This is a genomic window from Paenibacillus sp. SER-28, from assembly GCF_052906305.1.
Genome location: NZ_JBRECM010000018.1, coordinates 32,559 through 59,038 on the forward strand (window position 1 = coordinate 32,559; position 26,480 = coordinate 59,038).

A 26,480-nucleotide genomic window follows, 5' to 3' on the forward strand; every position below is an offset into this window, starting at 1 on the left:
TCCATGCCACGCAAAGGTCCAGTTACCAAAAGAGACGTGTTGCCAGATCCGGTATACAACAGCAAGTTGGTTACCCGCTTGATCAACCGCATCATGCTCGACGGAAAACGAGGCGTTGCTCAAAGCATTCTGTACAATGCGTTCAAGCTTATCCAAGAACGTACGGGGAATGACCCGATGGAAGTTTTTGAAGCAGCTATCAAGAATATCATGCCAGTCCTGGAAGTTAAAGCACGCCGTGTCGGCGGTGCCAACTACCAAGTACCAATCGAGGTAAAACCAGAAAGACGTACGTCCCTGGGATTACGTTGGCTCGTAAACTACTCCCGCAACCGCGGTGAGAAAACCATGGAAGAGCGTTTGGCGGCTGAAATTATTGATGCTTCCAACAACACAGGCGCTTCCGTGAAAAAACGTGAAGACACGCACAAAATGGCTGAAGCGAACAAAGCGTTTGCTCACTATCGTTGGTAGGATTCAGCTCAAAAAAATAACTTCAATTTTGAAGGGAGACCCATTTCATGGCAAGAGAGTTCTCCTTGAAAAATACACGTAATATCGGGATCATGGCTCATATTGACGCGGGTAAAACCACAACAACAGAGCGGATCTTGTTCTACACAGGCCGTACGCACAAAATCGGTGAAGTTCACGAAGGCGCTGCGACAATGGACTGGATGGAACAAGAACAAGAGCGCGGAATCACGATTACTTCCGCTGCGACGACCGCTGCCTGGAAAGGTCACCGCGTCAATATCATCGACACCCCGGGGCACGTTGACTTCACTGTTGAAGTTGAACGTTCCCTTCGTGTATTGGACGGAGCAGTTGGTGTTTTCAGTGCGAAAGAAGGCGTTGAGCCTCAGTCCGAAACCGTATGGAGACAGGCTGATCGCTACGGCGTTCCACGGATCGCATATGTGAACAAAATGGATATCATTGGTGCCGACTTCCTGAATGTTGTCTCTGACATGCGTGATCGCCTTCAAGCGAACGCAGTTGCGATTCAATTGCCAATCGGCGCAGAAAATGATTTTACTGGTATTATCGATATCGTTGAACAAAAAGCTCATATGTACAAAGATGATCTTGGTCAAGATATCGAAGAAGTAGAAGTTCCTGCGGAATTCAAAGATCAAGTTGAAGAACTTCGTAATGAATTGATCGAGAAGGTTGCTGAACTGGACGAAGAATTGACAATGAAATACCTGGAAGGCGAAGAAATTTCGGTTGCCGAAATTAAAGCCGCTCTCCGTAAAGGTGTTGTAGAAGTTAAAATCTTCCCAGTTATCTGTGGATCTTCTTACCGCAATAAAGGTGTTCAGCTGATGTTGGATGCTGTTCTCGACTATTTGCCGGCTCCTATTGATGTGCCAAGTATTCAAGGGCATTTGGAAGACGGTACGGAAGTTGAACGTCACTCTTCCGATGAAGAGCCATTCTCCGCATTGGCATTCAAAATCATGACGGATCCTTACGTTGGTAAGTTGACATTCTTCCGCGTATACTCCGGTGTTCTTCAATCCGGTTCTTACGTATTGAATGCAACAAAAGGTAAACGCGAACGTATCGGACGTATTCTTCAAATGCATGCGAACAGTCGTCAAGAAATCACTGTAGTTTACTCTGGTGATATTGCGGCTGCCGTAGGTTTGAAAGATACAGGTACAGGTGATACACTGTGTGATGAGAAGAGTCCTGTTATTCTCGAGTCCATGAACTTCCCTGATCCGGTTATCGAAATCGCGGTTGAGCCTAAAACCAAAGCTGACCAAGATAAAATGTCTGTAGCTCTCGGTAAGTTGACTGAAGAGGATCCAACTCTTCGTGCTCATACTAACGAAGAAACAGGTCAAACCATCTTGGCGGGGATGGGTGAGCTTCACTTGGACATCATCATTGACCGTATGCGTCGTGAGTTCAAGGTAGAAACAAATGTGGGTAAACCACAGGTTGCTTACCGTGAAACGTTCCGTGCTCCAGCACGTGTCGAAGGTAAATTCGTTCGTCAGTCCGGTGGTCGTGGTCAATATGGTCACGTATGGGTTGAGTTCGAACCGCTCGAGCCAGGTACTGGTAGTCAATTCGAAAGTAAGGTAGTCGGCGGCTCTGTTCCTAGAGAGTACATCGCTCCTGCTCTTGCTGGTATTGAGGAACAAATGAAAAACGGCGTTATCGCAGGCTTCCCGCTTGTGGACGTTAAAGCTACAATCGTGGACGGATCATACCATGATGTCGATTCCAATGAAATGGCATTTAAAATTGCCGGATCAATGGCGCTGAAAGCAGCGAAAGACAAATGTAAACCAGTATTGCTCGAGCCGATTATGAAAGTTGAAGTAACGGTTCCTGAGGAATATATGGGTGACGTAATGGGTATGTTGAACTCCCGTCGTGGTCGGATTGAAGGTATGGATTCCCGCAGTGGAGCTCAAATCATTCGTGCGAAGGTGCCTTTGTCCGAAATGTTCGGATACTCGACTACACTTCGCTCCGGTACACAAGGACGCGGCGTGTTCTCCATGGAACTCTCTCATTATGAAGAAGTACCGAAGAGCATTGCTGAAGAGATCGTTGCCAAAACCAAAGGCGGCGAGTAATACAATGTATCAGCTGACCGGTATGCTTAAGGTTTTACCAAAAAGGCATCCGGCAGCCTAAAATAAAACAAGTTATTGAGGAGGAATTGTTCAAATGGCAAAGGCTAAGTTTGAACGTAACAAACCGCACGTTAATATCGGTACTATTGGTCACGTCGATCATGGTAAAACTACTTTGACTGCTGCAATCACAACTGTATTGTCCAAAACTTACGGTGGTGCTGCTGTAGCATTCGATCAAATCGATAAAGCTCCAGAAGAACGCGAACGCGGTATCACAATCTCCACTGCACACGTGGAATATGAAACACCTAACCGTCACTATGCACACGTTGACTGCCCAGGTCACGCCGACTATGTTAAAAACATGATCACTGGCGCTGCACAAATGGACGGAGCGATCCTGGTTGTATCCGCAGCTGACGGCCCAATGCCGCAAACTCGTGAGCACATCCTGTTGTCCCGCCAAGTTGGTGTTCCTTACATCGTTGTATTCCTGAACAAATGCGACATGGTTGAAGACGAAGAGTTGCTGGAATTGGTTGAAATGGAAGTTCGCGACTTGCTGAGCGAGTATGACTTCCCAGGCGACGACACTCCAATCACTCGCGGTTCCGCTCGTGAAGCACTGCAAAACCCAGATGGCGACTGGGCTAAAAAAATCGTTGAAATGTTCGAAACAATCGACACTTACATCCCAACTCCAGAACGCGACACTGACAAGCCTTTCCTTATGCCTGTCGAGGACGTATTCTCCATCACTGGTCGTGGTACAGTTGCTACAGGCCGTGTAGAGCGTGGTACAGTTAAAGTGGGCGACGAAATCGAAATCATCGGTATTCAAGAAGAATCCCGTAAATCCGTAGTAACAGGCGTAGAAATGTTCCGTAAATTGCTTGATTCCGCTCAAGCTGGTGACAACATCGGCGCACTGCTTCGCGGTGTAGATCGTGCACAAATCGAGCGTGGCCAAGTATTGGCTAAACCAGGTTCTGTTAACCCACATACAGAATTTTCTGCTCAAATCTACGTTTTGACTAAAGAAGAAGGCGGACGTCACAAACCTTTCTTCACTGGTTACCGTCCACAGTTCTACTTCCGTACAACTGACGTAACTGGTATCATTACTTTGCCAGAAGGTTCCGAAATGGTAATGCCTGGTGATAACATCACAGTTACTGTTCAACTGATCAACCCGATCGCTATCGAAGAAGGAACTAAGTTCTCTATTCGTGAAGGTGGACGTACAGTTGGCGCTGGTGCTGTAGCAACAATCTCCAAATAAGAAGGCTTTAGCCTTTAAATAGAGCAACAGTGTACTGGAACGAGTAACGTTGTATTGGAACGAAGCTAAACGAGCCCCTGCCCTGGTGCGGGGGCTTTTCTCTTGGGAAAAATCGCGAGCTGCGAGCACAACTGCATCTCTTGAAAATAAGATGCATTGTTTTTTCGTTTTTGCTTGCAATAGGCAGAACTATTCGATATAATAACTAATGTTGTTTGTGACTGTGCGATGATGTGAGAGGTTACTGACACACCCGGCCCCTTTGCCATGGGAGGGCTGTCGGAAAATTTTCACGGAGTATGTCCGATACCAAATTGGGCGATAGAAGGAGGGACTAAAATGGCAAAGCAAAAAATTCGTATTCGTTTGAAAGCTTACGATCATAGAATTCTTGATCAATCCGCTGAGAAAATTGTTGAAACAGCTAAACGTTCGGGCGCAGGTGTATCCGGGCCAATTCCGCTGCCAACTGAAAAACAAATCATTACTATTCTCCGTGCGGTACACAAGTACAAGGATTCCCGGGAGCAGTTCGAAATGCGCACACACAAGCGTTTGATCGACATTGTTAACCCGACTCCACAAACTGTGGATGCCTTGATGCGCTTGGACCTGCCGTCCGGTGTAGATATCGAAATTAAATTGTAATATGTAATTAGGAAAAGAAATGAGGTGTCAACATGAAAGGTATCTTAGGAAAAAAACTCGGAATGACTCAAGTGTTTACCCCTGAAGGTAACGTACTTGCTGTTACGGTTATCGAAGCAGGTCCTTGTGTTGTTCTGCAAAAGAAAGATCTGGAAAACGATGGATACGAAGCTATCCAACTCGGTTTCTCTGATAAGAAAGAAAAAAGATCCAACAAACCTGAAGCAGGACATGCGAAAAAAGCAAATACTGCACCTAAGCGCTACGTTCGTGAACTTCGTGGCATCGACCTTGCTGCGTACGAGGTTGGCCAAGAACTGAAGGCTGATGTCTTCACAGAAGGCGAGTTCGTTGACGTAACAGGTATTTCTAAAGGTAAAGGTTTTGCCGGCGTTATCAAACGTTGGGGACAAAGCCGCGGACCAATGGCACACGGATCGCGTTACCACAGAGGTCCAGGTTCTATGGGTTCCATTCAAGCTAACCGCGTTCCTAAAGGTAAACACCTTCCAGGACACATGGGGCATGAAACGGTAACGATCCAACGTCTTGAAGTTGTTAAGATCGATACAGAACGTAATGTATTGCTCGTGAAAGGTTCCATTCCAGGACCTAAAAATAGCTTCGTTAAAGTATTAGAAACGGTGAAAAAATAAACAACTGAAGAAAGGAGGAACACGAAATGCCAAAAGTAGCACTATTTAATATTAGCGGCAGCCAAGTTGGTGAAATTGAATTGAACGACGCAGTGTTCGGTATCGAGCCGAATAAGCACGTTCTTCATGACGCTGTTGTTATGCAATTGGCTTCCCTACGTCAAGGTACTCACAAAGTAAAAGGACGTTCTGAAGTACGTGGTGGCGGACGTAAACCTTGGAAACAAAAAGGTACTGGCCGCGCTCGTCAAGGTTCGATCCGTGCACCGCAATGGGTTGGTGGCGGTACTGTATTCGGTCCGACTCCACGCAGCTATGCTTACAAATTGCCTAAAAAAGTTCGTCGTCTGGCGATCAAATCGGCGTTGTCATCCAAAGTGATTGAGAATGAAATTATCGTATTGGACGCTCTTACACTGAACGGACCTAAAACGAAAGAATTCGCAGCCATTTTGAATAACCTTAAAGCTGATCGTAAAGCATTGATTGTAGCTCCTAGCTATGATGATAATGTAGCACTGTCCGCTCGTAATATTCCTGGTGTGAAGTTTGTAGCCGCAGACGGCATTAATGTTCTTGATGTGCTCGGACACGACAAACTGATCATTACGAAGGAAGCAGTTCAGAAGGTAGAGGAGGTGCTCGCGTAATGAAGGATCCTCGTGATATTATCAAACGTCCGGTTATCACCGAACGTACGGCTGGTATGATGAATGACTTGAAATACGTTTTCGAGGTTGACATTCGTTCTAACAAAGTCGAAGTTAAAAAAGCAATCGAAGCCATTTTTAACGTGAAAGTAAGTAACGTAAATACGCTTCGTGTTCCTGCAAAACCAAAACGCTACGGACGTCATTCCGGCTATACGAGCGAGTGGAAAAAAGCGTTCGTAACGCTGAGCAAAGACAGTAAGCCGCTTGAGTTTTTTGAAACGGTATAATTGAAACTGTAAAGTAAGGAGGGAAACTCAGTGCCAATTAAAAAGTATAAACCAACGTCCCCGGCCAGACGTGCTATGTCTGTATCTACTTTCGAGGAGATTACAACTAATCAGCCCGAGAAATCGTTGCTGGCACCTCTGAGCAAGCAAGCTGGACGCAATAACCAAGGTAAAATTACAGTTCGTCATCAAGGCGGCGGACACAAACGTAAATACCGTATTATTGACTTCAAACGTAACAAAGATGGAATACCGGGCCGCGTTGCTACGATCGAATATGATCCAAACCGTACGTCCAACATCGCACTTATCCACTATGTGGATGGTGAAAAACGTTACATCATCGCTCCTAAAGGTCTGAAAGTAGGAGACGAAGTGGTATCCGGTGCAGGTTCCGATATCAAAATCGGTAACTCCTTGCCGCTGGAAAACATTCCAGTAGGTACGGTTATCCACAACATCGAATTGAAACCGGGTAAAGGTGGTCAACTCGTTCGCGCCGCTGGTACGGAAGCCCAACTTCTTGGTAAAGAAGAAAAGTATGTTACAATTCGTTTGACTTCTGGTGAAGTTCGCCGCATTCTGAAAGTTTGCCGCGCTACAATCGGTTCTGTAGGTAACGAAGACCACGAACTGGTGAAAATCGGTAAAGCTGGTCGTAGTCGCTGGTTGGGACAACGTCCTGAAGTTCGCGGTGTTGTAATGAACCCTAACGATCACCCACACGGTGGTGGTGAAGGTCGCGCTCCAATCGGACGTAAATCTCCAATGTCTCCATGGGGTAAACCAACCCTTGGTTACAAGACGCGTAAAAAAGGTAAAGCATCTGATAAGTACATCGTTCGTCGTCGTACTAAGTAATAAAACGTGCGCTTAAGTCGCACGTTAACATATTAAGGAACGACTACGTTTTAACGAAGGGAGGATTCATAAATGGGTCGCAGTCTCAAAAAAGGACCATTCATTGATGGTTACCTGTTGAAAAAAGTAGAGGTTTTGAACGAGTCGGACAAAAAAGTGGTAATCAAAACTTGGTCCCGTCGCTCTACGATTTTCCCACAATTTATCGGACATACGTTTGGTGTATACGATGGTCGTAAACACGTGCCAGTATACGTAACGGAAGATATGGTCGGACACAAATTGGGCGAATTTGCTCCAACACGTACGTACAAAGGCCATACGGATGACGATAAGAAAACAAGAAGATAATCAACACAGCGTAGTGTTTGAGAGGAGGTAAACTCAATGGAAGCAAAAGCACATGCTAAGTCCGTACGGATTTCTGCTCGCAAAGTGAAACTTGTTATCGATTTGATTCGCGGTAAGCAGGTTGGTGAGGCGATCGCAATTCTTCGTCACACTCCAAAGTCCGCTTCTCCAGTCGTTGAGAAATTGTTGAATTCTGCGATTGCAAATGCAGATCACAACTACTCTTTGGACGTAAATAAATTGGTAGTATCTCAGGTTTTTGTAAACCAAGGTCCTACAATGAAACGATTCCGCCCGCGTGCAATGGGTCGTGCAAGTCGCATCAACAAACGCACCAGTCATATTACTCTGGTGGTATCTGAAAAATAAGGAGGGAAAACGTGTGGGCCAAAAGGTAAATCCCGTCGGACTCCGAATCGGTATTATCCGTGATTGGGAATCCAAATGGTATGCAGGCAAAGATTTCGGTGATCTTTTGCTGGAAGACGTTAGAATTCGTGAACATCTGAAAAAAAGATTGAAAGACTCCGCTGTATCCCGTGTTGAAATCGAGAGAGCAGCTAACCGTGTCAACGTAACGATTCACACTGCGAAACCAGGTATGGTTATCGGTAAGGGTGGTTCCGAAGTTGAAAATCTGCGTAATGAAATTACTAAAATCGCAGGCGGTAAAAAGGTACACATCAATATTTCTGAAATTAAAAATCCTGAACTGGATGCAATTCTGGTTGCTGAAAGCATTGCACAACAATTGGAACGTCGTGTTTCTTTCCGTCGTGCTTTGAAACAAGCAATTCAAAGAACTATGCGTTCCGGAGCAAAAGGAATTAAAACTCAAGTAGGCGGACGTCTTGGCGGTGCCGAAATCGCTCGTTCCGAAGGGTACAGCGAAGGAACTGTTCCACTGCATACGCTTCGTGCCGACATTGACTATGGTACAGCGGAAGCTCATACTACTTACGGTCGTCTTGGCGTAAAAGTATGGATCTATCGTGGAGAGGTTCTTCCTCCAGCTAAGAAACAAGCTCCTCAGGAAGGAGGCAACTAATCATGTTGGTACCAAAACGCGTAAAACATCGTAAACAACAACGTGGTCATATGAAGGGTCGTGCAAAAGGCGGTACTACACTGAACTTTGGTGAGTACGGTTTGCAAGCTACTGAACCTGCATGGATTACTAACCGTCAAATCGAAGCTGCTCGTATTGCGATGACTCGTTACATCAAACGTGGTGGTAAGGTTTGGATTAAAATTTTCCCTGACAAACCAATTACTCAGAAGCCTCTTGAGGTTCGTATGGGTAGTGGTAAAGGTAACGTAGAAAAATGGGTTGCAGTAGTGAAACCAGGCAAGATTATGTTTGAACTTGCTGGTGTTCCGGAAGAGATTGCTCGTGAAGCAATGCGTCTTGCCGCTCACAAACTGCCAATCAAAACTAAGTTTGTGAAACGTGAAGAATTGGGTGGTGAAGCAAATGAAGGCTAGTGAATTCCGCAACCTAACCACTGCTGAAATCGAACAAAAGATCTCCGGTTTTAAAGAAGAACTTTTCAACCTTCGTTTTCAACTCGCTACCGGTCAGCTTGATAACCCGACTCGGATCGGCGCTGTGCGTAAGGAAATTGCTCGTGCTAAAACTGTGATCCGTGAAAGAGAACTTGGGATTAGCTAAGATATCAGACCGGGTGGAAAATCCGCCTGTAATTAGGAAGGAGGCCAACAATGAGCGAACGTAATGCCCGTAAAGTATTAGTCGGTAAAGTAGTCAGCGACAAAATGGATAAAACGATTGTGATTGCTGTAGAAACTTACAAAAAACATGATCTCTACCATAAACGCATTAAAGTAACTAAGAAATTCAAAGCTCATGATGAAAACAACACCGCACAAATTGGTGATACTGTTAAAATCATGGAAACTCGCCCTTTGTCCAAAGACAAAAACTGGAGACTGGTCGAAATCGTTGAAAAAGCTGTTATAATCTAATGTAGTGTAGTTTTTCCGAAAGGAGGATAAATAAATGATTCAACCATTTACACGTTTGACTGTAGCTGACAATTCCGGCGCGAAGGAACTGATGTGTATCCGTGTGCTCGGTGGTACGGGACGTCGTACAGCTCAAATTGGTGACCTGATCGTTTGTTCCGTAAAACAAGCAACACCAGGCGGCGTTGTCAAAAAGGGTGATGTAGTAAGAGCGGTTGTTGTTCGTACTAAACGTTCTATCCGCCGTAAAGACGGTTCCTACATCGGATTTGACGAAAACGCAGCAGTGGTCGTTAAAGAAGACAAGAGCCCACGTGGTACTCGTATTTTCGGACCAGTTGCTCGCGAACTTCGTGACAAGGACTTCATGAAAATCGTTTCCTTGGCTCCGGAAGTGATCTAAACTCACCTTAAAATGTGCCCGTAGGAGGTGTACGAAATGCCAAAAGTGAAAAAAGTTCTGGAATCCCATAACAACAAGCTGCACGTCAAAAAAGACGACACTGTTCTGGTGATTACAGGTAAAGATAAAGGTAAAAAAGGTCGCGTTATCGCTGCTTACCCTCGTCAAAACCGTGTGCTTGTGGAAGGTGTTAACATGATTAAAAAACACCAAAAGCCTAATCAGCTGAATCCACAAGGCGGCATCATCGAGAAAGAAGCTCCGATTCACGTTTCCAACGTTATGCACATTGATCCGAAGAGCGGAAAAGTAACCCGTGTTGGTTACAAAGTTTTGGACAACGGAAAAAAAGTGCGCATTGCAAAACGTTCTGGCGAAGTGATCGACTAATTATTTTTTGAAGAAAGGAGGTATATGATTCATGGCTACAACAAGAATGAAAGAACGTTTCTTGAAAGAAATCACTCCTGCTTTGATGCAGAAGTTCAACTATACAACAGTGATGCAAGTGCCTAAAATCGAGAAAGTTGTAATCAACATGGGTGTTGGCGACGCAGTCCAAAACTCCAAAGTACTTGATTCAGCTCTCAACGACATGCAGCTGATCGCTGGTCAAAAACCAGTAATCACTCGCGCAAAAAAATCTATTGCAGGTTTTAAATTGCGTGAAAACATGCCGATCGGTGTAAAGGTAACACTTCGTGGCGAGCGTATGTATTATTTCTTGGACAAATTGTTCAACATTACTCTTCCTCGCGTACGTGACTTCCATGGTGTATCGACAAAAGCTTTTGACGGACGTGGTAACTACACGCTTGGTCTGAAAGAACAGTTGATCTTCCCGGAAATCGAGTATGATCAAGTTGATAAAGTTCGTGGTATGGACATCGTTATCGTAACGACTGCCAAAACTGACGAAGAGTCCCGTGAGCTTCTGACTCAGCTGGGCATGCCTTTCGCAAAATAATGTTGGCATAACGTTTCGGGCGTCTGATTTTAAAGACACCCTGTTCTCCGAAACTATTTAGGAGGTGTCAGGCTAAGTGGCAAAAACTTCAATGAAAGTCAAACAACAACGCACACCAAAGTTTAAAGTTCGTGCTTACACTCGTTGCGAGCGTTGTGGTCGTCCACATTCGGTACTGCAAAAGTTTAAGATCTGCAGAATTTGCTTCCGTGAATTAGCTTATAAAGGCCAGATTCCTGGCGTGAAAAAAGCAAGCTGGTAAAAAGTCCTGTTTGGGAAGGAGGTTTATACACAATGACTATGTCTGATCCAATTGCAGATATGCTTACTCGTATTCGTAACGCGAACACAGTTCGTCACGAAACAGTAGAAATGCCTGCATCTACAATGAAAAAACAAATCGCCGACATCCTGAAACGTGAAGGATTCATTCGTGATGCGGAATTTGTTGAAGATAGCAAACAAGGGATCATCCGTATTTTCTTGAAATACGGTGCGAACAACGAGCGTGTTATTACAGGTTTGAAAAGAATCAGTAAACCAGGTCTTCGCGTTTACACAAAGAGCAATGAGATTCCACGCGTACTGGGTGGACTCGGGATCGCAATCATTTCAACATCCAAAGGTATCATGACTGACAAAGAAGCGCGTCAGTCCAAAGCCGGCGGAGAAGTTGTTTGCTACGTTTGGTAAGATAACGTTTAAAAGATAGGAGGTGCAACAGATATGTCCCGTATTGGTCGTAAACCAATCACAGTACCAAGTGGTGTTGACGTGACTTTGAACAACACAGCAATCACAGTTAAAGGTCCTAAAGGAACATTGACTCGTGAGCTTCATAAAGACATGTCCGTTACTGTGGAAAACAATGAAATTAATGTAGTTCGTCCTTCGGACAACAAACTTCACCGCTCTTTGCATGGAACAACCCGCAGCGTTGTCAACAACATGGTAAGTGGTGTAACTGAAGGGTTTTCAAAATCTCTGGAGCTGGTTGGGGTCGGATATCGTGCAAGCAAATCCGGAGATAAAATCGTTCTGAACGTTGGATACTCTCACCCGGTTGAAATCACACCGGAAGCGGGCATCGAATTCGAAGTTCCTTCGAACACTAAAATCATCGTTCGCGGAATTGATAAAGAGCGTGTAGGTGCCTACGCTGCTAAAATTCGTTCCGTTCGTGAACCTGAACCGTACAAAGGTAAAGGGATTAAATACGAAGGCGAGCGCATCATTCGTAAAGAAGGTAAAGCCGGTAAGAAGAAATAAGTTTCTTACCGACTTTGTGCGGTCTTTCTGCTGGAAAGACTTCGTACTTCTTTTTTACCCAGTGCGTCTTAGTATAAAGTTTTAAAAGGCAAACTGAAGGGAGTGAAAACTTGAGATGATTACAAAACAAGATAAAAATAAAGCACGTGTCAGAAGACATCTGCGTGTACGTAAGAAAATCGAAGGTACGGCTGTACGTCCTCGTTTGAACGTGTTCCGTTCTTCCAAGCATATCTACGCACAACTGATTGATGATGTAGCTGGTGTAACATTGGTATCTGCATCCACTATGGATAAAGAACTGAGCAGCGAAATCAAAAACGGCGGTAGTGTAGAAGCAGCTCGTAAAGTTGGCGAACTCGTTGCTAAACGTGCGAAAGAAAAAGGTCATGCTAACATCGTATTTGACCGTGGTGGATACTTGTATCATGGACGGATTCAAGCTTTGGCTGATGCAGCTCGCGAAGCAGGCCTTGAATTCTAAGACATTTCTCAAAAGGAGGTTAACGACTTGCGTGTAGATCCGAATACTTTGGAACTGACTGAAAGAGTAGTAAATATTAATCGTGTAGCTAAAGTTGTCAAAGGCGGACGCCGTTTCAGCTTCAGTGCTCTGGTAGTAGTGGGCGACGGCAACGGCTGGGTAGGCGCTGGAATCGGTAAAGCTGGCGAAGTACCTGATGCAATTCGCAAAGGTATTGAAGATGCTAAGAAAAACCTGGTTCACGTTCCACTCGTAGGAACAACAATTCCTCACCTTGTTACAGGTAAGTTCGGTGCTGGCCGGGTTCTGTTGAAACCGGCATCGGAAGGTACTGGAGTTATCGCTGGTGGTCCGGTTCGTGCTGTACTGGAACTTGCTGGTGTAGGTGATATCTTGACAAAATCTTTGGGTTCTTCGAATTCCATGAATATGGTCAATGCGACTTTGGAAGGTTTGTCCCGCTTGAAACGCGCTGAAGAAGTTGCAAAATTGCGCGGCAAATCCATCGAAGAGCTGCTGGGCTAAGGAGGGAATATCATGGCGAAATTAGAAATTACCCTCGTTCGTTCGTTGATCGGCCGTCCTGGTAATCAGAGAACGACTGTTAAAACGCTCGGCTTGCGTAAAATCAACCATAAAGTAGTTCAACCCGACAATGCAGCTATTCGCGGGATGATTAATCAAGTTAGCCATTTGGTTTCTGTTAAAGAAATTGAGGCTTAAGAAATAAAGTATTTTAACAATAATCAAGGAGGTGCAACGAACGATGAAGTTACATGAGCTTTCCCCAGCTCCAGGCTCCCGCAAAGAACGTAAACGTTTGGGTCGTGGTCCTAGTAGCGGTACGGGTAAAACTTCTGGTCGTGGTCATAAAGGTCAAAACGCTCGTTCCGGCGGTGGTGTACGTCCGGGCTTCGAGGGTGGTCAAAACCCACTGTATCGTCGCTTGCCTAAACGCGGTTTCGTAAATCCTACTCGTAAAGAGTATGCGGTTTTGAATATCGAAGATTTGAACAGTTTTGCAGCGGGTACAGAAGTAAGCCCTGAGTTTTTGCTGAACAATGGCATTGTGAAAAACGCCAAATCCGGAATTAAAATTCTGGGTAACGGTGAAATCACTGTGAAGTTGACAGTTAAAGCGAACAAGTTCTCTCAATCTGCGGTAGAGAAAATTGAAGCTGCCGGCGGTAAAACCGAGGTGATCTAATGTTCAAGACCCTGAAAAATATATGGCGGGTTGAGGATCTTAGAACCCGAATCCTGTTTACCCTGTTTATACTCTTTGTATATCGTATTGGCTCCTTCGTGCCGGTTCCCGGCGTGAATAAGCAAGTCTTTACTTCTCAGGATCAGGCAGGAAGCGAGTTGTTTGGACTCCTTAACACCTTCTCAGGGGGCGCATTGTATCAGTTTTCGATCTTCGCCCTCGGGATTATGCCATATATTACAGCGTCCATCATTGTACAGTTGCTGTCAATGGACGTGATTCCGAAACTTGCGGAATGGGCTAAACAAGGAGAGCATGGTAAAAAGAAGTTGGCTCAAATTACGCGTTATGGTACGGTAATACTTGGCCTGATTCAAGCATTCGGAACGTCGATTGGCTTTAATCGACTGTACGGTGCAGCGATGATTCCAGGAGCCACTTTTGCAGATTATCTGGTTATTGCCATTGTGCTTACAGCAGGAACTACGTTCCTTATGTGGCTCGGTGAGCAAATTACTGAAAAGGGAATCGGCAACGGTATCTCTATTGTTATCTTCGCAGGGATTGCGGCGGGTATTCCAAGACATATTCGGACGGTTGTAGAATCTCAGTTTATTCAGGCAGATCAGCTGTTTATGAATATTCTGAAGGCAATTATAATTGCCCTGGTGATTGTTCTGATTATTGTTGGTGTTATCTACATCCAGCAAGGTATTCGGAAAATCCCGGTACAATACGCGAAACGTGTAGTTGGCAACAAAATGTACGGTGGCCAGAATACGCATATTCCGATGAAAATTAATGCGGCAGGCGTTATTCCGGTAATCTTTGCGGTATCATTGCTGCAATTCCCGACAATTATTGCGAGTTTCTGGGCAGATCATGCTTGGGCTAAGTGGATTACCACTTACTTGTACTATGACAAGCCGCTGGGCATGGTTTTGTATGTCGTAATGATTATCGGTTTCACATTCTTCTATACCTTTGTACAGATGAATCCGCAGCAAATGGCCGACAATATGAAGAAAAACGGCGGTTATATTCCGGGAATTCGCCCGGGTAAAGCCACGGAGAAATACTTGACACGAGTAATGTCACGTTTGACAATGACAGGAGCTTTGTTTCTGGCAGTCATATCCGTTTTGCCGGTATTCTTCGGTTCGCTTTCGGGCTTGCCTCGTTCCGTGCAAATTGGCGGTACTTCATTGCTCATCATCATTGGTGTAGCACTGGATACAATGAAGCAAATCGAAAGCCAACTGATCAAACGCCATTACAAAGGCTTCATCAACAAATAGGCAATAGGTACCGGCTTAGGATGTTCGCATGCTTACCGGCACCTTTTGTGCTGTTTCTTGTGTAGGGGTCGTCTTGAGGAGTGACAGATTGTGAATATTTTGATCATGGGCCCTCCGGGGGCTGGTAAAGGTACACAAGCAGATGTCATTGTGAAGGAATTCGGCATTCCTCATATCTCGACAGGTGATGCTTTTCGCCTAGCGATGAAACAGGGAACACCTATTGGCATTAAAGCTAAAGAATATATCGACAAGGGTGAACTTGTTCCGGATGACGTAACAATCGGTATCGTTGAAGAACGGCTACAACAGCCAGATTGCAAGAAAGGGTTCTTGCTGGACGGTTTTCCAAGAACTTTGGCTCAAGCTGAAGCCTTGGATCAAATTTTGGGTCGTTTGAATACGAAGCTAGATGACGTCATCAACTTGAAAGTGGATAGTGACAACTTGTTGGCACGAATCACAGGACGGCGGGTTTGTAAAAGCTGCGGAACTAGCTATCATATTGTCTTTAATCCTCCTAAGGTTGAAGGCATTTGCGATAAAGACGGTGGGGAACTCTATCAGCGTCCTGACGATAATGAAGATAGCGTAAGAACACGACTTGAAGAATATAGTAATAAAACAGCACCACTCCTCACGTTTTATGAGAACCAGAATCTTCTGCGTCATATTGACGGAGAACAGGATATTGATGTGGTTTCCCAAAATATCGTGTCCTTGTTGCGGGGTTAGCTGTAATGATCATTTGCAAGTCGGGGACGGAATCAAGCTTAATGAGGAAAGCTAAGAGAATAGATACGGAGACGGATCATCTCTTGGCAGGACACATCGAGCCCGGTATTACGACCGGTGAACTTGATCATTTAGCTGATCGGTATATTCGCAGTCAGGGAGCTGTGCCGTCTTTTAAAGGTTATAACGGTTTTCCTGCTAGCATTTGCGCTTCAGTCAACGAACAACTGGTGCACGGATTTCCCGGCAAACGCAAGTTAAACAAAGGCGATATCATCGCGAAAACTCGCCAGTTTACAATGTCGCATGCCATTCGGCAATATATTGAGAATCCAAACCGTGGTATTCCTGAGCAGGGGCCGAGGCTGAAAACCGGCATTGGGCTGGCTATTGAATCTATGATTCAGATAGGTTCTCACCATGTAGGGACGCTGGAAGACAACTGGACGGTCGTTACGATGAACGTAACCTCATGTGCTCATAACGAGCAAGCGGTGACGTGCGAAACGGGCGGCATGGACATTTTCACGAAACTGAGTGCGTAGGTGATTGGAATGATTCAGCAAGGAAACCTGCAAATCGGTCAGCTGGTGAAGATTCTGAAGGGCAGAGGTGCCGGACAGATTGCGGTTGTCGTTTCAGTAGCAGATAGCAGGTTTGTATATATTGCGGATGGGGATAAACGAAAGTTTGATCAAGCGAAGAAGAAAAATGTTCTTCATTTGGTGCCTCAGCCAAAGATTAGTAGCGAGATTGTAAACAGTTTAAACGAAAGCGGTCGGGTGACGAACGGAAAGCTGCGCCATGCAGTGAAAACTTTCCTGGACTCGTCCGAATACCAAGCTGAAGAGAAAGGAGACTGACTTTGGCCAAAGAAGATGTCATTGAGGTTGAAGGTACGGTAATCGAGCCACTACCGAACGCTACGTTCAAGGTAGAGCTGGAGAACGGTCATCAAATTCTTGCTCATGTTTCCGGAAAGCTGCGGATGCACTTTATCCGTATTTTGACAGGCGACAAGGTGGTTGTACAGTTATCGCCTTACGATTTAACCAAAGGCCGTATAACGTACCGCAAGTAATTCATGCAGGTTTTTATTAAACGTATGTCATTTAAAAAAACTTGTTTTGCTCGGCAAAACGATGTGAATGTTCACGAAGCGAGTTTTACCAGGGTAAAGCTTGGAGGAGGTAATCAACATGAAGGTAAGACCTTCTGTAAAACCTATTTGCGAAAAATGCAAAGTCATTCGCCGCAAAGGGAATGTAATGGTTATTTGCGAAAATCCGAAACACAAACAAAAACAAGGTTAATAGAAGGGGGTGTAGCGTAAAATGGCTCGTATAGCTGGTGTGGATTTGCCACGTGACAAACGCGTTGAGATCGCCTTGACTTACATTTTCGGAATCGGTAAAACGACTTCTCAGAAAATCTTGAAGGAAACAGGCATCAGTGCAAACACGCGTGTTCGTGATTTGACTGAAGATGAAGTGAGCAAATTACGTGAAACGATCGACAAAGAAGTTAAAGTAGAAGGCGATCTGCGTCGTGAAATTTCCTTGAATATTAAACGTCTGACTGAGATTGGCTGCTACCGTGGTGTTCGTCACCGTCGTGGATTGCCTGTTCGCGGACAACGTACTAAAACTAATGCTCGTACCCGTAAAGGTCCTCGTCGGACTGTAGCGAACAAAAAGAAATAAGAAGGGAGGATAACATTCAATGGCTAAACCGAAAAAAGTTGTACGTACAAAACGCCGTGACCGTAAAAATATCGAGACTGGCGTGGCACACATCCGTTCCACGTTCAACAACACGATCGTTACGATCACAGATCCACACGGTAACGCAATCTCTTGGGCCAGCTCAGGCGGCATGGGATTCCGTGGTTCCCGTAAATCTACTCCATTCGCAGCGCAAATGGCCGCAGAAACTGCTGCTAAAGCTGCTATGGAACACGGCATGAAAACTGTCGAAGTCATGGTTAAAGGACCTGGTGCAGGTCGCGAAGCAGCAATTCGCTCTTTGCAAGCTGCTGGTTTGGAAGTTAACCTGATTAAAGACGTAACTCCGGTACCTCATAACGGATGCCGTCCTCCAAAACGTCGTCGCGTCTAATGAGATTTCTCCTCTGCGTGTAGTATAGATCCGGCACAAACTGCCAAGAATGGATGTTTAGGTATACTGCATGATAGACTATGGATAAGGTGAATGTTTCATATAGGAGCGACGTTTTGAAGGAGGGATATTGCAGTGATAGAAATCGAAAAGCCGAAAATTGAGACGGTTGACGTCAATGATGATGGCACCTATGGAAAATTCGTAGTAGAACCGCTGGAACGCGGATACGGTACGACGTTGGGTAACTCGCTTCGCCGTATTCTGTTATCCTCGTTACCGGGGGCAGCAGTCACATCGGTTCAGATCGATGGGGTTCTGCACGAGTTTGCAACGGTTCCCGGTGTGAAGGAAGACGTAACGGAGATCATTCTGAACTTGAAAGCTTTATCGCTTAAAATCCACTCGGATGAAGAGAAAGTACTCGAAATCGATGCGGAAGGCGAAGGAGTTGTAACGGCAGGAGATATCCGTGCGGATAGTGATGTGGAAATTCTTAATCCGGATCTTCACATTGCTACGCTCGGACCGGGTTCGAGACTTCACATGCGTATTTTTGCCAATCGCGGTCGCGGTTACGTTAAGCAGGATCGGAACAAACGTGATGACCAGCCGATCGGCGTCATTCCCGTCGACTCCATCTACACTCCGATTGCACGCGTGAACTACGGCGTAGAAAATACGCGTGTCGGCCAGGTTACGAATTACGACAAGCTGACACTTGAGGTTTGGACTGACGGAAGTATTCGTCCCGAGGAAGCAGTGAGCCTTGGAGCCAAAATTTTGACCGAGCATGTGATGTTGTTCGTGGGTCTCACGGACGAGGCAAAAGATGCTGAAATTATGGTTGAAAAAGAAGAAGACAAGAAAGAAAAAGTTCTTGAAATGACGATCGAAGAGCTGGATCTCTCCGTCCGTTCCTATAACTGCCTTAAGCGCGCTGGTATCAATACGGTACAAGAACTCACGACTAAATCTGAAGAAGATATGATGAAGGTCCGTAACTTGGGTCGCAAATCTTTGGAAGAAGTACAAGAGAAGCTTGAGGAACTTGGTTTAGGACTTCGTACGGAAGAATAGTACAGCAACGTTTTTGTGAAGGAGGGGAAATTACATGGCATACCAAAAATTGGGCCGTAACTCCAGTGCCCGTAAAGCTTTGTTTCGTGATTTGGTAACCGATCTGTTCTTGTATGAGCGTATCCAAACTACTGAGGCTAAAGCGAAAGAAGTTCGTTCTATTGCTGAAAAACTGATCACCAAAGCGAAAAAAGGAGATCTGCACGCACGTCGTCAAGTGGCTGCGTTCGTTCGCCGTGAAACTTTGGATGGTGAGCAGGATGCAATCCAAAAGCTGTTTAGCGAATTGGCTACACGTTACACTGAGCGTCCAGGTGGATACACTCGTATCTTGAAATTGGGACCTCGTCGTGGCGACGCCGCTCCAATGGTATATCTGGAATTGGTTGACCGCGCGTAGACAGGCGAAGATGAGGGAAGGGTGGACAGAATCGGCTTGATTCTGAACAACCCTTTTTTTCTCTTGGAGGAGTCCTTGAGGGGCTTCTCCTTTGTTATGTTCGGTTATTCCTTGTAAGGCCAGAGACTACCCCTATAAAGGTGTGAGAAACATGCGGAACTTGTGCATGAAGGTGAACTATGACGGAACCCACTATGATGGCTTTCAGACGCAGCCTGACGGTAACACCATTCAGGACTGCCTTGAACATGCTATTTACTCATTGACGGGCGAGCGTCTTAAAATTACAGGCTCAGGCCGTACAGATGCAGGTGTACATGCATACGGGCAGGTATTCAATTTTCACACTGAATCGCCGATTCCGTTACAGCGCTGGTGTCTGGCACTTAATGCCTGGTTGCCTCGTGATATCATCGTTACGGATGCGAGAGAGGTGCCACTGTCCTTTCATGCACGCCGCATGGCGAAGCGGAAGACATATCGGTACAGCATTAATGCGAACCGGTTTCCGGACATCTTTCACCGTCGTACACAGGCCCATCATCCAACGAGACTGGATGTAAGAGCGATGGAGGAAGGGTTGGCTCATTTAGTGGGCACCTTTGACTATACTTCGTTCGCATCTCGACGTTCCCAAAAGACGAATCATGTTCGCACTATTTACGAAGCCTATATGACAGTAGACCATTCCTTTTCACGTCCGGGCTCGGATGATCAGGGAATTATCCATACTTATATTACAGGTAGCGGATTTTTACAGCACATGGTTCGGATTATTATGGGTACTTTGCTGGAAGTGGGAGAAGGCAAAAAATCGTCGGATGATATTCCTTCCATTTTGGAGGCGAAAAATCGTTCAAAGGCTGGACCTACGGCCGTTGGACACGCTTTAACGCTCTGGAATGTAGAGTACGACGAAAACATCAAAAAACATTGATTTTACCCTTGCGGAATTGATGGTTATCCTGTAATATAAAAGTTGTGTTTTCTTAATGGCTTTCCCACAGCCCCAATTAAGATAATCACTTTAAATTAACATCTAATCCATCAATAATGCAGCAACTTAACGAACGAAGATAAATGATGATTTCTGTTAACGAACTTAAGGAGGATACTTTTCATGCGTACTACGTATATGGCGAAGCCAAATGAAGTTGAGCGCAACTGGCACATCATTGATGCCGAAGGCAAAACGCTCGGCCGTCTGGCAAGCGAAGCGGCTGCGTTGATTCGCGGCAAACACAAGCCACAATTTACACCACATGTGGACACAGGTGATTTTGTTGTTGTAATCAATGCGGAAAAAATCGTATTGACCGGTAAAAAAATGGAGAACAAGAAATACTACCGTCACTCCCTGCATCCGGGTGGTCTGAAAGTAACGGTTGCACAAGAAATGGTTAAGAACAAGCCTGAGCGCATGTTGGAATTGGCTGTTCACGGTATGCTTCCTAAAACTCGTCAAGGCGAGAAAATGAAGCTGAGACTTAAAGCTTACAGAGGCACTGAGCATCCACATGCAGCACAAAAACCTGAAGTTTACGAACTTCGCGGATAATTAAAAGGGAGGACAGTTTCATGGCACAAGTACAATACTATGGGACAGGTCGTCGTAAACATTCGGTAGCTCGTGTTCGTCTCGTACCGGGTGAAGGACGCATTGTCATCAATAAGCGTGATATTAATGAATATTTTGGTTTGGAAACTCTCAAACTGATCGTAAAACAACCACTGAACCTGACAGAAACAGTTGGCAGCTATGACGTACTCGTTATCGCTCATGGTGGTGGTATCTCTGGTCAAGCCGGCGCAATTCGCCACGGTATTTCCCGTGCTCTGTTGAAAGCAGATCCGGAATTCCGTCCAGCTTTGAAAAAAGCAGGTTTCTTGACTCGTGACCCACGTATGAAAGAACGTAAAAAATACGGTCTCAAAGCCGCTCGTCGTGCACCACAGTTCTCGAAACGTTAATATTTCGAATACAGAAGAACCTTTTCCTTATGGAAAGGGTTCTTTTTTATTTAGTCATTTCCTGATCATTATCCACATGTGGATAAGTAGACCTGCTCTAAAAGTTACAAGCTTCAGCATGTTTCAGCGAATACATAAATAACTGCATGCAAATGCACGGAATACGAAAAGTTATCCACCATGGAATTGAAGATGATATTGTTATACACAAATACAGTTTGCTATTTCAACGCAGTTTATTCTGTAATGTTTATAACCTGTGGCTAAAAATATAATGTTCGGTTATTCAATATAGCCTTATCTTAATATTTTCTGCTAAGTGCTGTTTCACGAGGATACTTTGCTTTCACTTGTTTATGTAAAGTCCTCCTTGATATGTTCTGGCTGGCACTGTCTATGCCTCTTGTACAGCTGTTTTGGGCGTAGCTAGGGATACGGCAAGGAATACCTCTTTTTATTTGTGTGCACGGAGCAGAAGGACGGTCCTTAGCCTAGCAGTGTCCGCTTCCTAGGCTACTGCAATTGCAACGCCGATGTACATGTTACTGGTAATAGAAATAGTCTACACAGCAATCGCTCCAAACTATAACTGGGAGCACCATGTATTGTCCGACTGTCTAACCTCATAATATCGCCCCTCATTGATGACAGGCTTTAAATAGGCTTCTAGTAGCGATAAGAGTCTTGCTTGTGTCCAGTGATCAATTCCTCGGGAATTGCCGCTACGAGCGCTTTAGGATTGAATAGAGGTATACTAAGAGTTCAGCGCGCAGTCATTCCTTTTATAATTTTCAGAATGAAGGCATCGCTGACGCCAGAGCTCCAGAATAGTAGAGTGGGTTTCACTTGCTTTCTTCTACAGATGGTTCTTGCTTGATCAAAGCAACCCAAAGCTGTTCAGCATTACCGATGGCTGCCGCGCACTGGGCCTATGGGCCATTTTTCAAATGTTTGGTATAAGAATATTTTATATAAAGTCAATGAACTTGATTGGATACGCAAGAAAGCATTAAAGAATGCTGACAGAGCAACATTCCTGCAAATTTAGGTGGATAAATGCTTGCATCAGGGCATTTTGCTGTGGATTGACAATGATTGTGAAAGTTTTATACTGTATTTAATCTTATTAGTTTAGTCGGTATTGGAGTGACACTTATTTATGAATCTTCATATGGAGGCGCATTGATAATGAATTTATTGGAGAAAGAAGCGTTGATTAGAGTCAAGGCAATTGAACTGGAAGAGGCTACGCCAGAGGAAATTATCCAGTATGCTGTTCTTACATTTCCCAATCTTACCTTTGCTTGTAGCTTCGGAGCAGAAGATGTAGTACTAGTAGATATGCTTCAAAAAATTAGCCCTTCCACCGACATTTTTTACTTGGACACCGACTTTCATTTTCAAGAAACTTATGATACGCGAGATCAGATGAAAGCCAGATATAACTTGGATTTTGTTAGGGTCTCTCCCTTAATTACTCCTGAAGAGCAAGCGGTTGAGCATGGAGAGGAACTGTGGAAAACAGATCCAAACACATGTTGTGGTATACGCAAAGTTGAGCCGCTGACACGTATTTTGTCACAATACGATGCATGGATTACCGGTATTCGCCGGGATCAGGCCCCTACCCGTGCGAATTCAAAAAAGGTAGAGTACGACGAAAAGTTTGGACTCGTTAAATTTAACCCCTTGGCAAGCTGGACATCCGAGGATGTATGGAGCTATATCCGTACTCATGAAGTGCTGTATAATCCATTGCATGACCGCAATTATCCCAGTATCGGTTGTGAGCAATGTACCCGTGAGGTCCTACCAGGTGAAGATCCTCGTGCAGGTCGCTGGTCAGGCAATGAGAAAACGGAGTGTGGGCTCCATCAATAAAATGGTATCCAGGTAGCTATGAGTCATATTTATGAAGAGAAGGGAAGTGCATTATGACTGCAATTCTTCCGCATGGCGGAACACTTGTTGATAAAATCATTACAGGATCGAAGCAAAAAGCACTTTTGCAGGCCGCAGAGGAATTGTTCCCAATCCATGTAAACTCATGGACCATTTCTGATCTGGATTTGATTGGAGTGGGGGCATTCTCTCCTTTGACGGGGTTTATGAATGAATCTGATTATCGGTCAGTGGTAACAGATATGCGTCTTGCCGATGGTACAGTCTGGAGTATTCCCATTACTCTTGCAGTTGCAGAAAGTGTAGCCAGTGAATTGAAATTAGGTCAGCAGGTGGCTTTGGTGGGTGAAACAGACGGTACTATTTATGCTGTACTTGATATTGAAAGTATTTATCAGGTAGATCAGGCTGAGGAAGCCAGACGAGTATTCAAGACGGATGACCTGGCTCATCCTGGCGTAAAAAAACTGTTAGATCGACCTGCTACGTATGTTGGTGGATCTGTGCAAGTGCTGAATCGGCCGGAGCCCACACAATTTAGTGAGTTTTACTATACACCATCACAGACACGCGATTATTTTGCAGAAAAAGGCTGGAAAACAGTAGTAGGATTTCAAACACGAAATCCGGTACACCGGGCACATGAGTACATTCAAAAAAGCGCGATGGAGATTGTGGATGCTTTGTTTCTAAACCCACTCGTTGGTGAAACCAAGTCAGATGACGTTCCGGCAGATGTGCGTATGAAGAGCTATCTGGTGCTGTTGGACAATTATTATCCGGCTGATCGGACTTTTCTGGGGGTATTTCCTGCTGCCATGCGATACGCGGGTCCTAGAGAGGCCATTTTCCATGCTATTGTGCGAAAAAACTATGGCTGCACCCATTTTATTGTTGGAAGGGATCATGCTGGTGTAGGAGACTATTATGGTACCTACGAAGCACAGGAAATTTTCAGGCACTTTACACCTGAAGAGCTAGGGATTACTCCATTGTTCTTTGAACACAGCTTTTATTGCACCCAATGTGGAAATATGGCCTCAAGTAAAACATGCCCACATCCCAAGGAGCATCATTTAACGCTCTCGGGCACCAAGGTACGGGAATTGTTGCGCTCTGGGGTTTGCCCGCCACCTGAATTTACACGACCAGAAGTCGCTCAAGTGCTGATTGAAGGTATGAAAGAATTTGTTCATGCCTGAGTTGTACTATCTACACGCCTCGTCCCATATAGATTATTAGTATCTGTATAGGACGGAGGCGTTTTGTTATGCAAAAAAATAATCGTAAAAACGAGGTTACACTGTGGATTCGCTATCGGACGTTGCAAAAAATGCTGTTGGGCTGTTGTCTCGCCGTTCTATTTATTACACTGGCATTGTATGAGATACCTGCTTCGAGAGCTTGGACCCATTGGAGTTTACCCCTTACTGGTAAAGTAATTGCCCTAGATGCTGGACACGGAGGGCCTGATGGAGGGGCGGTTAGCAAAGAAGGGATTATTGAAAAGGATATTAATCTGGCAATCGCTTTTTATTTGCGGGATTATTTACAGCAAGCAGGTGCTGTTGTTGTCATGACACGTGAGGATGATCGCGACCTGGCGCAGCAAGAAACGAAAGGTTATTCCAGAAGAAAAACGGAGGATTTGAAGCAGCGTGTGCGTATAATTGAGGAGCAGAAAGCAGACCTCTTTCTAAGTATCCATATGAACAGTATTCCGTCGAGCCGTTGGAGTGGAGCCCAAACCTTTTACGTACCTAACCATGCAGATAACGGGAATTTGGCGTCTTTAATTCAGGAAGAGATCAAACGCAACTTGGAAAATACGGACAGAGTGGCTAAGACCGTGAACACAGTTTATTTATTGAAAGCTCTCAAAATGCCATCAGCTCTTGTAGAAGTAGGATTTTTGTCCCATCCTGAGGAAGCTAGACGACTTAGTGACGTGAACTATCAAAGGCAGGTGGCGGCGTCCATATATAAGGGGATTTTGCGTTACAGTGCCGGGGAAAAGGGGATCTCACCAGCACCTGAAGCCAGATAGTGGTATACTGTAAGTGTTTACCACTCCGTAATTCATTAAAGCAGAGGTGCTGATAATTCATGCAATCAAGAGAGCAAGTTATAGAGCTACTTCAACAAGTGCGGGAGCCTCATACAGGACGCCGTCTAGTCGATCTCCATTTTATTCGGGATGTGGTGGTTAAAGAGGATCGGGTATCCTTGACTGCCATTACCCTGAATAGCCAGGAAGAGACGCTGAAAGAGTTGGAACGAGAAATACGGCAGACATTAGAAGAGGCGGGATTAAGTCACGTTCATATTCGTATTCGTGAGGCATCTGAGCATGAAAAGTCTGCCCTTCAAAATGGAGAGGAGGCCGAGGAAGCGGCTGACCCGGTTTTGACCAAAGGACATGCTGTTGGTATGGAAGAACATGAGCTGCTTAGCCCAGCATCTGGCGTACGATTTATTGCCATTGCAAGCGGAAAAGGTGGTGTCGGAAAATCGACAGTAGCTGTAAATTTGGCGGCTGCTTTAGCTAGACAGGGGAAGCGTGTGGGTTTGATTGATGCGGATATCTATGGATTCAGTGTGCCGGATATGATTGGAGTAGAGGATGTGCCTACTGTCGAAGATGGTATCATTCAGCCAGTGGAGCGATTTGGTATCAAAATCATGTCTATGGGCTTCTTTGTTAGAGAAAACAACCCGGTGATCTGGAGAGGTCCCATGCTGGGGAGAATGCTCAGACAGTTTTTTAGTGATGTCGAATGGGGAAAACTGGACTATATGATTCTCGATTTACCACCAGGCACTGGCGATGTAGCGCTTGACGTACATCAAATGATTCCGCAGAGTGAAGAAATCATTGTCACTACTCCACATGCGACGGCGGCTTTTGTAGCTGCACGTGCAGGCGCAATGGCGCTTCAAACGGATCATAAGATCATCGGCGTTGTGGAGAACATGTCTTATTATGTGTCCTCCACTGGAGAAAAGGACTATGTTTTTGGGCGAGGAGGGGGGGCTATGCTGGCAGACACTCTTCATACAAAACTTCTTGCTCAAATTCCGCTGGGTATTCCAGATAACCATCCGTCAGAGGCCGACTTTTCTCCATCTGTATATAAATCTGAGTCTGCCACGGGGACCATTTACAATGATATTGCTGCTCAGATTACGATTTTGCACACGGAATCTGAATAAAGAAAAAAGGCTGGTTTATTAAACCAGCCTCAGGCTGTCGAGAAAGTCTCGACAGCTTTTTTTATGTTCAATTTGTTTAAGACGACACCGCGTTAATGTTGTATAA

General features: G+C 45.0%; 41 protein-coding genes. All 41 read left to right on the plus strand.

The annotated features are described in order from the left end of the window. Nucleotides 1–3 precede the first annotated feature (3 nt). Nucleotides 4–474, plus strand: coding sequence for a 30S ribosomal protein S7 (gene rpsG, locus ACUYLD_RS24630; protein WP_007432586.1), 471 nt, complete (start codon nucleotides 4–6; stop codon nucleotides 472–474). Between the two features lie 47 nt (nucleotides 475–521). Continuing rightward, nucleotides 522–2,600, plus strand: a complete 2,079-nt coding sequence (gene fusA / locus ACUYLD_RS24635) for an elongation factor G (protein WP_029514491.1) — start codon at nucleotides 522–524, stop codon at nucleotides 2,598–2,600. A 94-nt stretch (nucleotides 2,601–2,694) separates the two neighbouring features. After that, the gene (gene tuf, locus ACUYLD_RS24640) at nucleotides 2,695–3,885 is read left to right on the plus strand and encodes an elongation factor Tu (protein ID WP_023990558.1); all 1,191 of its coding nucleotides are present in this window, start codon (nucleotides 2,695–2,697) and stop codon (nucleotides 3,883–3,885) included. A 339-nt stretch (nucleotides 3,886–4,224) separates the two neighbouring features. Beyond that, on the plus strand, nucleotides 4,225–4,533 hold the full coding sequence (rpsJ, locus tag ACUYLD_RS24645; RefSeq protein WP_005544556.1) for a 30S ribosomal protein S10: 309 nt from the start codon (nucleotides 4,225–4,227) through the stop codon (nucleotides 4,531–4,533). A gap of 32 nt (nucleotides 4,534–4,565) precedes the next feature. Then, nucleotides 4,566–5,189: a 50S ribosomal protein L3 gene (gene rplC, locus ACUYLD_RS24650; protein ID WP_013312161.1), complete on the plus strand. Its 624-nt coding sequence runs from the start codon at nucleotides 4,566–4,568 to the stop codon at nucleotides 5,187–5,189. 26 nt (nucleotides 5,190–5,215) lie between these two features. After that, nucleotides 5,216–5,839, plus strand: a complete 624-nt coding sequence (rplD, locus tag ACUYLD_RS24655; protein WP_013312160.1) for a 50S ribosomal protein L4 — start codon at nucleotides 5,216–5,218, stop codon at nucleotides 5,837–5,839. Further along, complete coding sequence (gene rplW / locus ACUYLD_RS24660) at nucleotides 5,839–6,129, plus strand: 50S ribosomal protein L23 (protein WP_013312159.1); 291 nt, start codon at nucleotides 5,839–5,841, stop codon at nucleotides 6,127–6,129. The genes rplD and rplW overlap by 1 nt, the downstream gene beginning before the upstream one ends. A gap of 30 nt (nucleotides 6,130–6,159) precedes the next feature. Continuing rightward, nucleotides 6,160–6,990, plus strand: a complete 831-nt coding sequence (gene rplB / locus ACUYLD_RS24665) for a 50S ribosomal protein L2 (protein ID WP_013312158.1) — start codon at nucleotides 6,160–6,162, stop codon at nucleotides 6,988–6,990. A gap of 72 nt (nucleotides 6,991–7,062) precedes the next feature. Continuing rightward, on the plus strand, nucleotides 7,063–7,341 hold the full coding sequence (gene rpsS / locus ACUYLD_RS24670) for a 30S ribosomal protein S19 (protein WP_007432579.1): 279 nt from the start codon (nucleotides 7,063–7,065) through the stop codon (nucleotides 7,339–7,341). Between the two features lie 36 nt (nucleotides 7,342–7,377). Then, nucleotides 7,378–7,710, plus strand: a complete 333-nt coding sequence (gene rplV / locus ACUYLD_RS24675) for a 50S ribosomal protein L22 (RefSeq protein WP_013312157.1) — start codon at nucleotides 7,378–7,380, stop codon at nucleotides 7,708–7,710. A gap of 13 nt (nucleotides 7,711–7,723) precedes the next feature. Next, the gene (gene rpsC / locus ACUYLD_RS24680; RefSeq protein WP_013312156.1) at nucleotides 7,724–8,389 is read left to right on the plus strand and encodes a 30S ribosomal protein S3; all 666 of its coding nucleotides are present in this window, start codon (nucleotides 7,724–7,726) and stop codon (nucleotides 8,387–8,389) included. A gap of 2 nt (nucleotides 8,390–8,391) precedes the next feature. Continuing rightward, entirely contained in the window at nucleotides 8,392–8,826 is a 435-nt protein-coding gene (gene rplP, locus ACUYLD_RS24685) for a 50S ribosomal protein L16 (protein WP_007432576.1), read from the plus strand. After that, complete coding sequence (gene rpmC, locus ACUYLD_RS24690) at nucleotides 8,816–9,013, plus strand: 50S ribosomal protein L29 (RefSeq protein ID WP_007432575.1); 198 nt, start codon at nucleotides 8,816–8,818, stop codon at nucleotides 9,011–9,013. Before rplP ends, rpmC begins: the two co-directional genes overlap by 11 nt. A gap of 50 nt (nucleotides 9,014–9,063) precedes the next feature. After that, on the plus strand, nucleotides 9,064–9,327 hold the full coding sequence (rpsQ, locus tag ACUYLD_RS24695; RefSeq protein ID WP_007432574.1) for a 30S ribosomal protein S17: 264 nt from the start codon (nucleotides 9,064–9,066) through the stop codon (nucleotides 9,325–9,327). A gap of 34 nt (nucleotides 9,328–9,361) precedes the next feature. Beyond that, the gene (rplN, locus tag ACUYLD_RS24700) at nucleotides 9,362–9,730 is read left to right on the plus strand and encodes a 50S ribosomal protein L14 (protein ID WP_007432573.1); all 369 of its coding nucleotides are present in this window, start codon (nucleotides 9,362–9,364) and stop codon (nucleotides 9,728–9,730) included. A 36-nt stretch (nucleotides 9,731–9,766) separates the two neighbouring features. After that, nucleotides 9,767–10,120, plus strand: coding sequence for a 50S ribosomal protein L24 (gene rplX / locus ACUYLD_RS24705; protein WP_013312155.1), 354 nt, complete (start codon nucleotides 9,767–9,769; stop codon nucleotides 10,118–10,120). Between the two features lie 31 nt (nucleotides 10,121–10,151). Then, entirely contained in the window at nucleotides 10,152–10,697 is a 546-nt protein-coding gene (gene rplE / locus ACUYLD_RS24710; RefSeq protein ID WP_007432571.1) for a 50S ribosomal protein L5, read from the plus strand. A gap of 76 nt (nucleotides 10,698–10,773) precedes the next feature. Continuing rightward, nucleotides 10,774–10,959, plus strand: coding sequence for a type Z 30S ribosomal protein S14 (locus tag ACUYLD_RS24715; RefSeq protein ID WP_013312154.1), 186 nt, complete (start codon nucleotides 10,774–10,776; stop codon nucleotides 10,957–10,959). Nucleotides 10,960–10,991: 32 nt separating this feature from the next. After that, nucleotides 10,992–11,390, plus strand: coding sequence for a 30S ribosomal protein S8 (gene rpsH / locus ACUYLD_RS24720; RefSeq protein WP_007432570.1), 399 nt, complete (start codon nucleotides 10,992–10,994; stop codon nucleotides 11,388–11,390). A 33-nt stretch (nucleotides 11,391–11,423) separates the two neighbouring features. Beyond that, complete coding sequence (gene rplF, locus ACUYLD_RS24725) at nucleotides 11,424–11,966, plus strand: 50S ribosomal protein L6 (protein WP_013312152.1); 543 nt, start codon at nucleotides 11,424–11,426, stop codon at nucleotides 11,964–11,966. Nucleotides 11,967–12,081: 115 nt separating this feature from the next. Continuing rightward, nucleotides 12,082–12,450 (plus strand): 50S ribosomal protein L18, encoded by a 369-nt coding sequence (gene rplR, locus ACUYLD_RS24730; RefSeq protein ID WP_007432568.1) that lies wholly within the window; start codon nucleotides 12,082–12,084, stop codon nucleotides 12,448–12,450. A gap of 27 nt (nucleotides 12,451–12,477) precedes the next feature. Next, nucleotides 12,478–12,975: a 30S ribosomal protein S5 gene (gene rpsE / locus ACUYLD_RS24735; RefSeq protein WP_013312151.1), complete on the plus strand. Its 498-nt coding sequence runs from the start codon at nucleotides 12,478–12,480 to the stop codon at nucleotides 12,973–12,975. A gap of 12 nt (nucleotides 12,976–12,987) precedes the next feature. Then, entirely contained in the window at nucleotides 12,988–13,173 is a 186-nt protein-coding gene (gene rpmD / locus ACUYLD_RS24740) for a 50S ribosomal protein L30 (protein ID WP_013312150.1), read from the plus strand. A 43-nt stretch (nucleotides 13,174–13,216) separates the two neighbouring features. Then, the gene (gene rplO, locus ACUYLD_RS24745; RefSeq protein ID WP_013312149.1) at nucleotides 13,217–13,657 is read left to right on the plus strand and encodes a 50S ribosomal protein L15; all 441 of its coding nucleotides are present in this window, start codon (nucleotides 13,217–13,219) and stop codon (nucleotides 13,655–13,657) included. Beyond that, nucleotides 13,657–14,955, plus strand: coding sequence for a preprotein translocase subunit SecY (gene secY, locus ACUYLD_RS24750; protein ID WP_061831397.1), 1,299 nt, complete (start codon nucleotides 13,657–13,659; stop codon nucleotides 14,953–14,955). Before rplO ends, secY begins: the two co-directional genes overlap by 1 nt. 90 nt (nucleotides 14,956–15,045) lie before the next feature. Next, nucleotides 15,046–15,690, plus strand: coding sequence for an adenylate kinase (locus ACUYLD_RS24755; RefSeq protein WP_061831398.1), 645 nt, complete (start codon nucleotides 15,046–15,048; stop codon nucleotides 15,688–15,690). Nucleotides 15,691–15,695: 5 nt separating this feature from the next. Beyond that, nucleotides 15,696–16,235 carry a M24 family metallopeptidase gene (locus tag ACUYLD_RS24760; RefSeq protein ID WP_061831399.1) on the plus strand — a complete coding sequence of 180 codons (540 nt, stop codon included), beginning with the start codon at nucleotides 15,696–15,698 and terminating at the stop codon, nucleotides 16,233–16,235. A 9-nt stretch (nucleotides 16,236–16,244) separates the two neighbouring features. Next, entirely contained in the window at nucleotides 16,245–16,553 is a 309-nt protein-coding gene (locus ACUYLD_RS24765) for a KOW domain-containing RNA-binding protein (protein WP_013312145.1), read from the plus strand. A 2-nt stretch (nucleotides 16,554–16,555) separates the two neighbouring features. Next, nucleotides 16,556–16,771 (plus strand): translation initiation factor IF-1, encoded by a 216-nt coding sequence (infA, locus tag ACUYLD_RS24770; RefSeq protein WP_006212898.1) that lies wholly within the window; start codon nucleotides 16,556–16,558, stop codon nucleotides 16,769–16,771. Between the two features lie 118 nt (nucleotides 16,772–16,889). Beyond that, nucleotides 16,890–17,003, plus strand: coding sequence for a 50S ribosomal protein L36 (gene rpmJ, locus ACUYLD_RS24775; protein ID WP_003333770.1), 114 nt, complete (start codon nucleotides 16,890–16,892; stop codon nucleotides 17,001–17,003). A 21-nt stretch (nucleotides 17,004–17,024) separates the two neighbouring features. After that, a complete protein-coding gene (gene rpsM / locus ACUYLD_RS24780) occupies nucleotides 17,025–17,393 on the plus strand; it encodes a 30S ribosomal protein S13 (RefSeq protein ID WP_007432560.1) in 369 nt (122 codons plus the stop codon). 19 nt (nucleotides 17,394–17,412) lie between these two features. Next, entirely contained in the window at nucleotides 17,413–17,808 is a 396-nt protein-coding gene (rpsK, locus tag ACUYLD_RS24785; RefSeq protein WP_013312144.1) for a 30S ribosomal protein S11, read from the plus strand. A 135-nt stretch (nucleotides 17,809–17,943) separates the two neighbouring features. Further along, complete coding sequence (locus tag ACUYLD_RS24790) at nucleotides 17,944–18,888, plus strand: DNA-directed RNA polymerase subunit alpha (protein WP_007432558.1); 945 nt, start codon at nucleotides 17,944–17,946, stop codon at nucleotides 18,886–18,888. A 34-nt stretch (nucleotides 18,889–18,922) separates the two neighbouring features. After that, nucleotides 18,923–19,288 (plus strand): 50S ribosomal protein L17, encoded by a 366-nt coding sequence (gene rplQ, locus ACUYLD_RS24795; protein ID WP_013312143.1) that lies wholly within the window; start codon nucleotides 18,923–18,925, stop codon nucleotides 19,286–19,288. A gap of 151 nt (nucleotides 19,289–19,439) precedes the next feature. Beyond that, on the plus strand, nucleotides 19,440–20,225 hold the full coding sequence (truA, locus tag ACUYLD_RS24800) for a tRNA pseudouridine(38-40) synthase TruA (RefSeq protein ID WP_061831400.1): 786 nt from the start codon (nucleotides 19,440–19,442) through the stop codon (nucleotides 20,223–20,225). A gap of 183 nt (nucleotides 20,226–20,408) precedes the next feature. After that, on the plus strand, nucleotides 20,409–20,846 hold the full coding sequence (rplM, locus tag ACUYLD_RS24805) for a 50S ribosomal protein L13 (protein WP_013312141.1): 438 nt from the start codon (nucleotides 20,409–20,411) through the stop codon (nucleotides 20,844–20,846). Between the two features lie 20 nt (nucleotides 20,847–20,866). Further along, a complete protein-coding gene (gene rpsI, locus ACUYLD_RS24810) occupies nucleotides 20,867–21,259 on the plus strand; it encodes a 30S ribosomal protein S9 (RefSeq protein WP_013312140.1) in 393 nt (130 codons plus the stop codon). 1,188 nt (nucleotides 21,260–22,447) lie between these two features. Next, nucleotides 22,448–23,140, plus strand: a complete 693-nt coding sequence (locus tag ACUYLD_RS24815) for a phosphoadenylyl-sulfate reductase (RefSeq protein WP_446676187.1) — start codon at nucleotides 22,448–22,450, stop codon at nucleotides 23,138–23,140. Nucleotides 23,141–23,193: 53 nt separating this feature from the next. Next, nucleotides 23,194–24,363, plus strand: a complete 1,170-nt coding sequence (sat, locus tag ACUYLD_RS24820) for a sulfate adenylyltransferase (protein WP_446676188.1) — start codon at nucleotides 23,194–23,196, stop codon at nucleotides 24,361–24,363. 68 nt (nucleotides 24,364–24,431) lie between these two features. Beyond that, nucleotides 24,432–25,208 carry an N-acetylmuramoyl-L-alanine amidase CwlD gene (gene cwlD / locus ACUYLD_RS24825; RefSeq protein ID WP_061831403.1) on the plus strand — a complete coding sequence of 259 codons (777 nt, stop codon included), beginning with the start codon at nucleotides 24,432–24,434 and terminating at the stop codon, nucleotides 25,206–25,208. 59 nt (nucleotides 25,209–25,267) lie between these two features. Continuing rightward, the gene (locus tag ACUYLD_RS24830; RefSeq protein WP_446676189.1) at nucleotides 25,268–26,374 is read left to right on the plus strand and encodes an Mrp/NBP35 family ATP-binding protein; all 1,107 of its coding nucleotides are present in this window, start codon (nucleotides 25,268–25,270) and stop codon (nucleotides 26,372–26,374) included. Nucleotides 26,375–26,480: the final 106 nt, after the last annotated feature.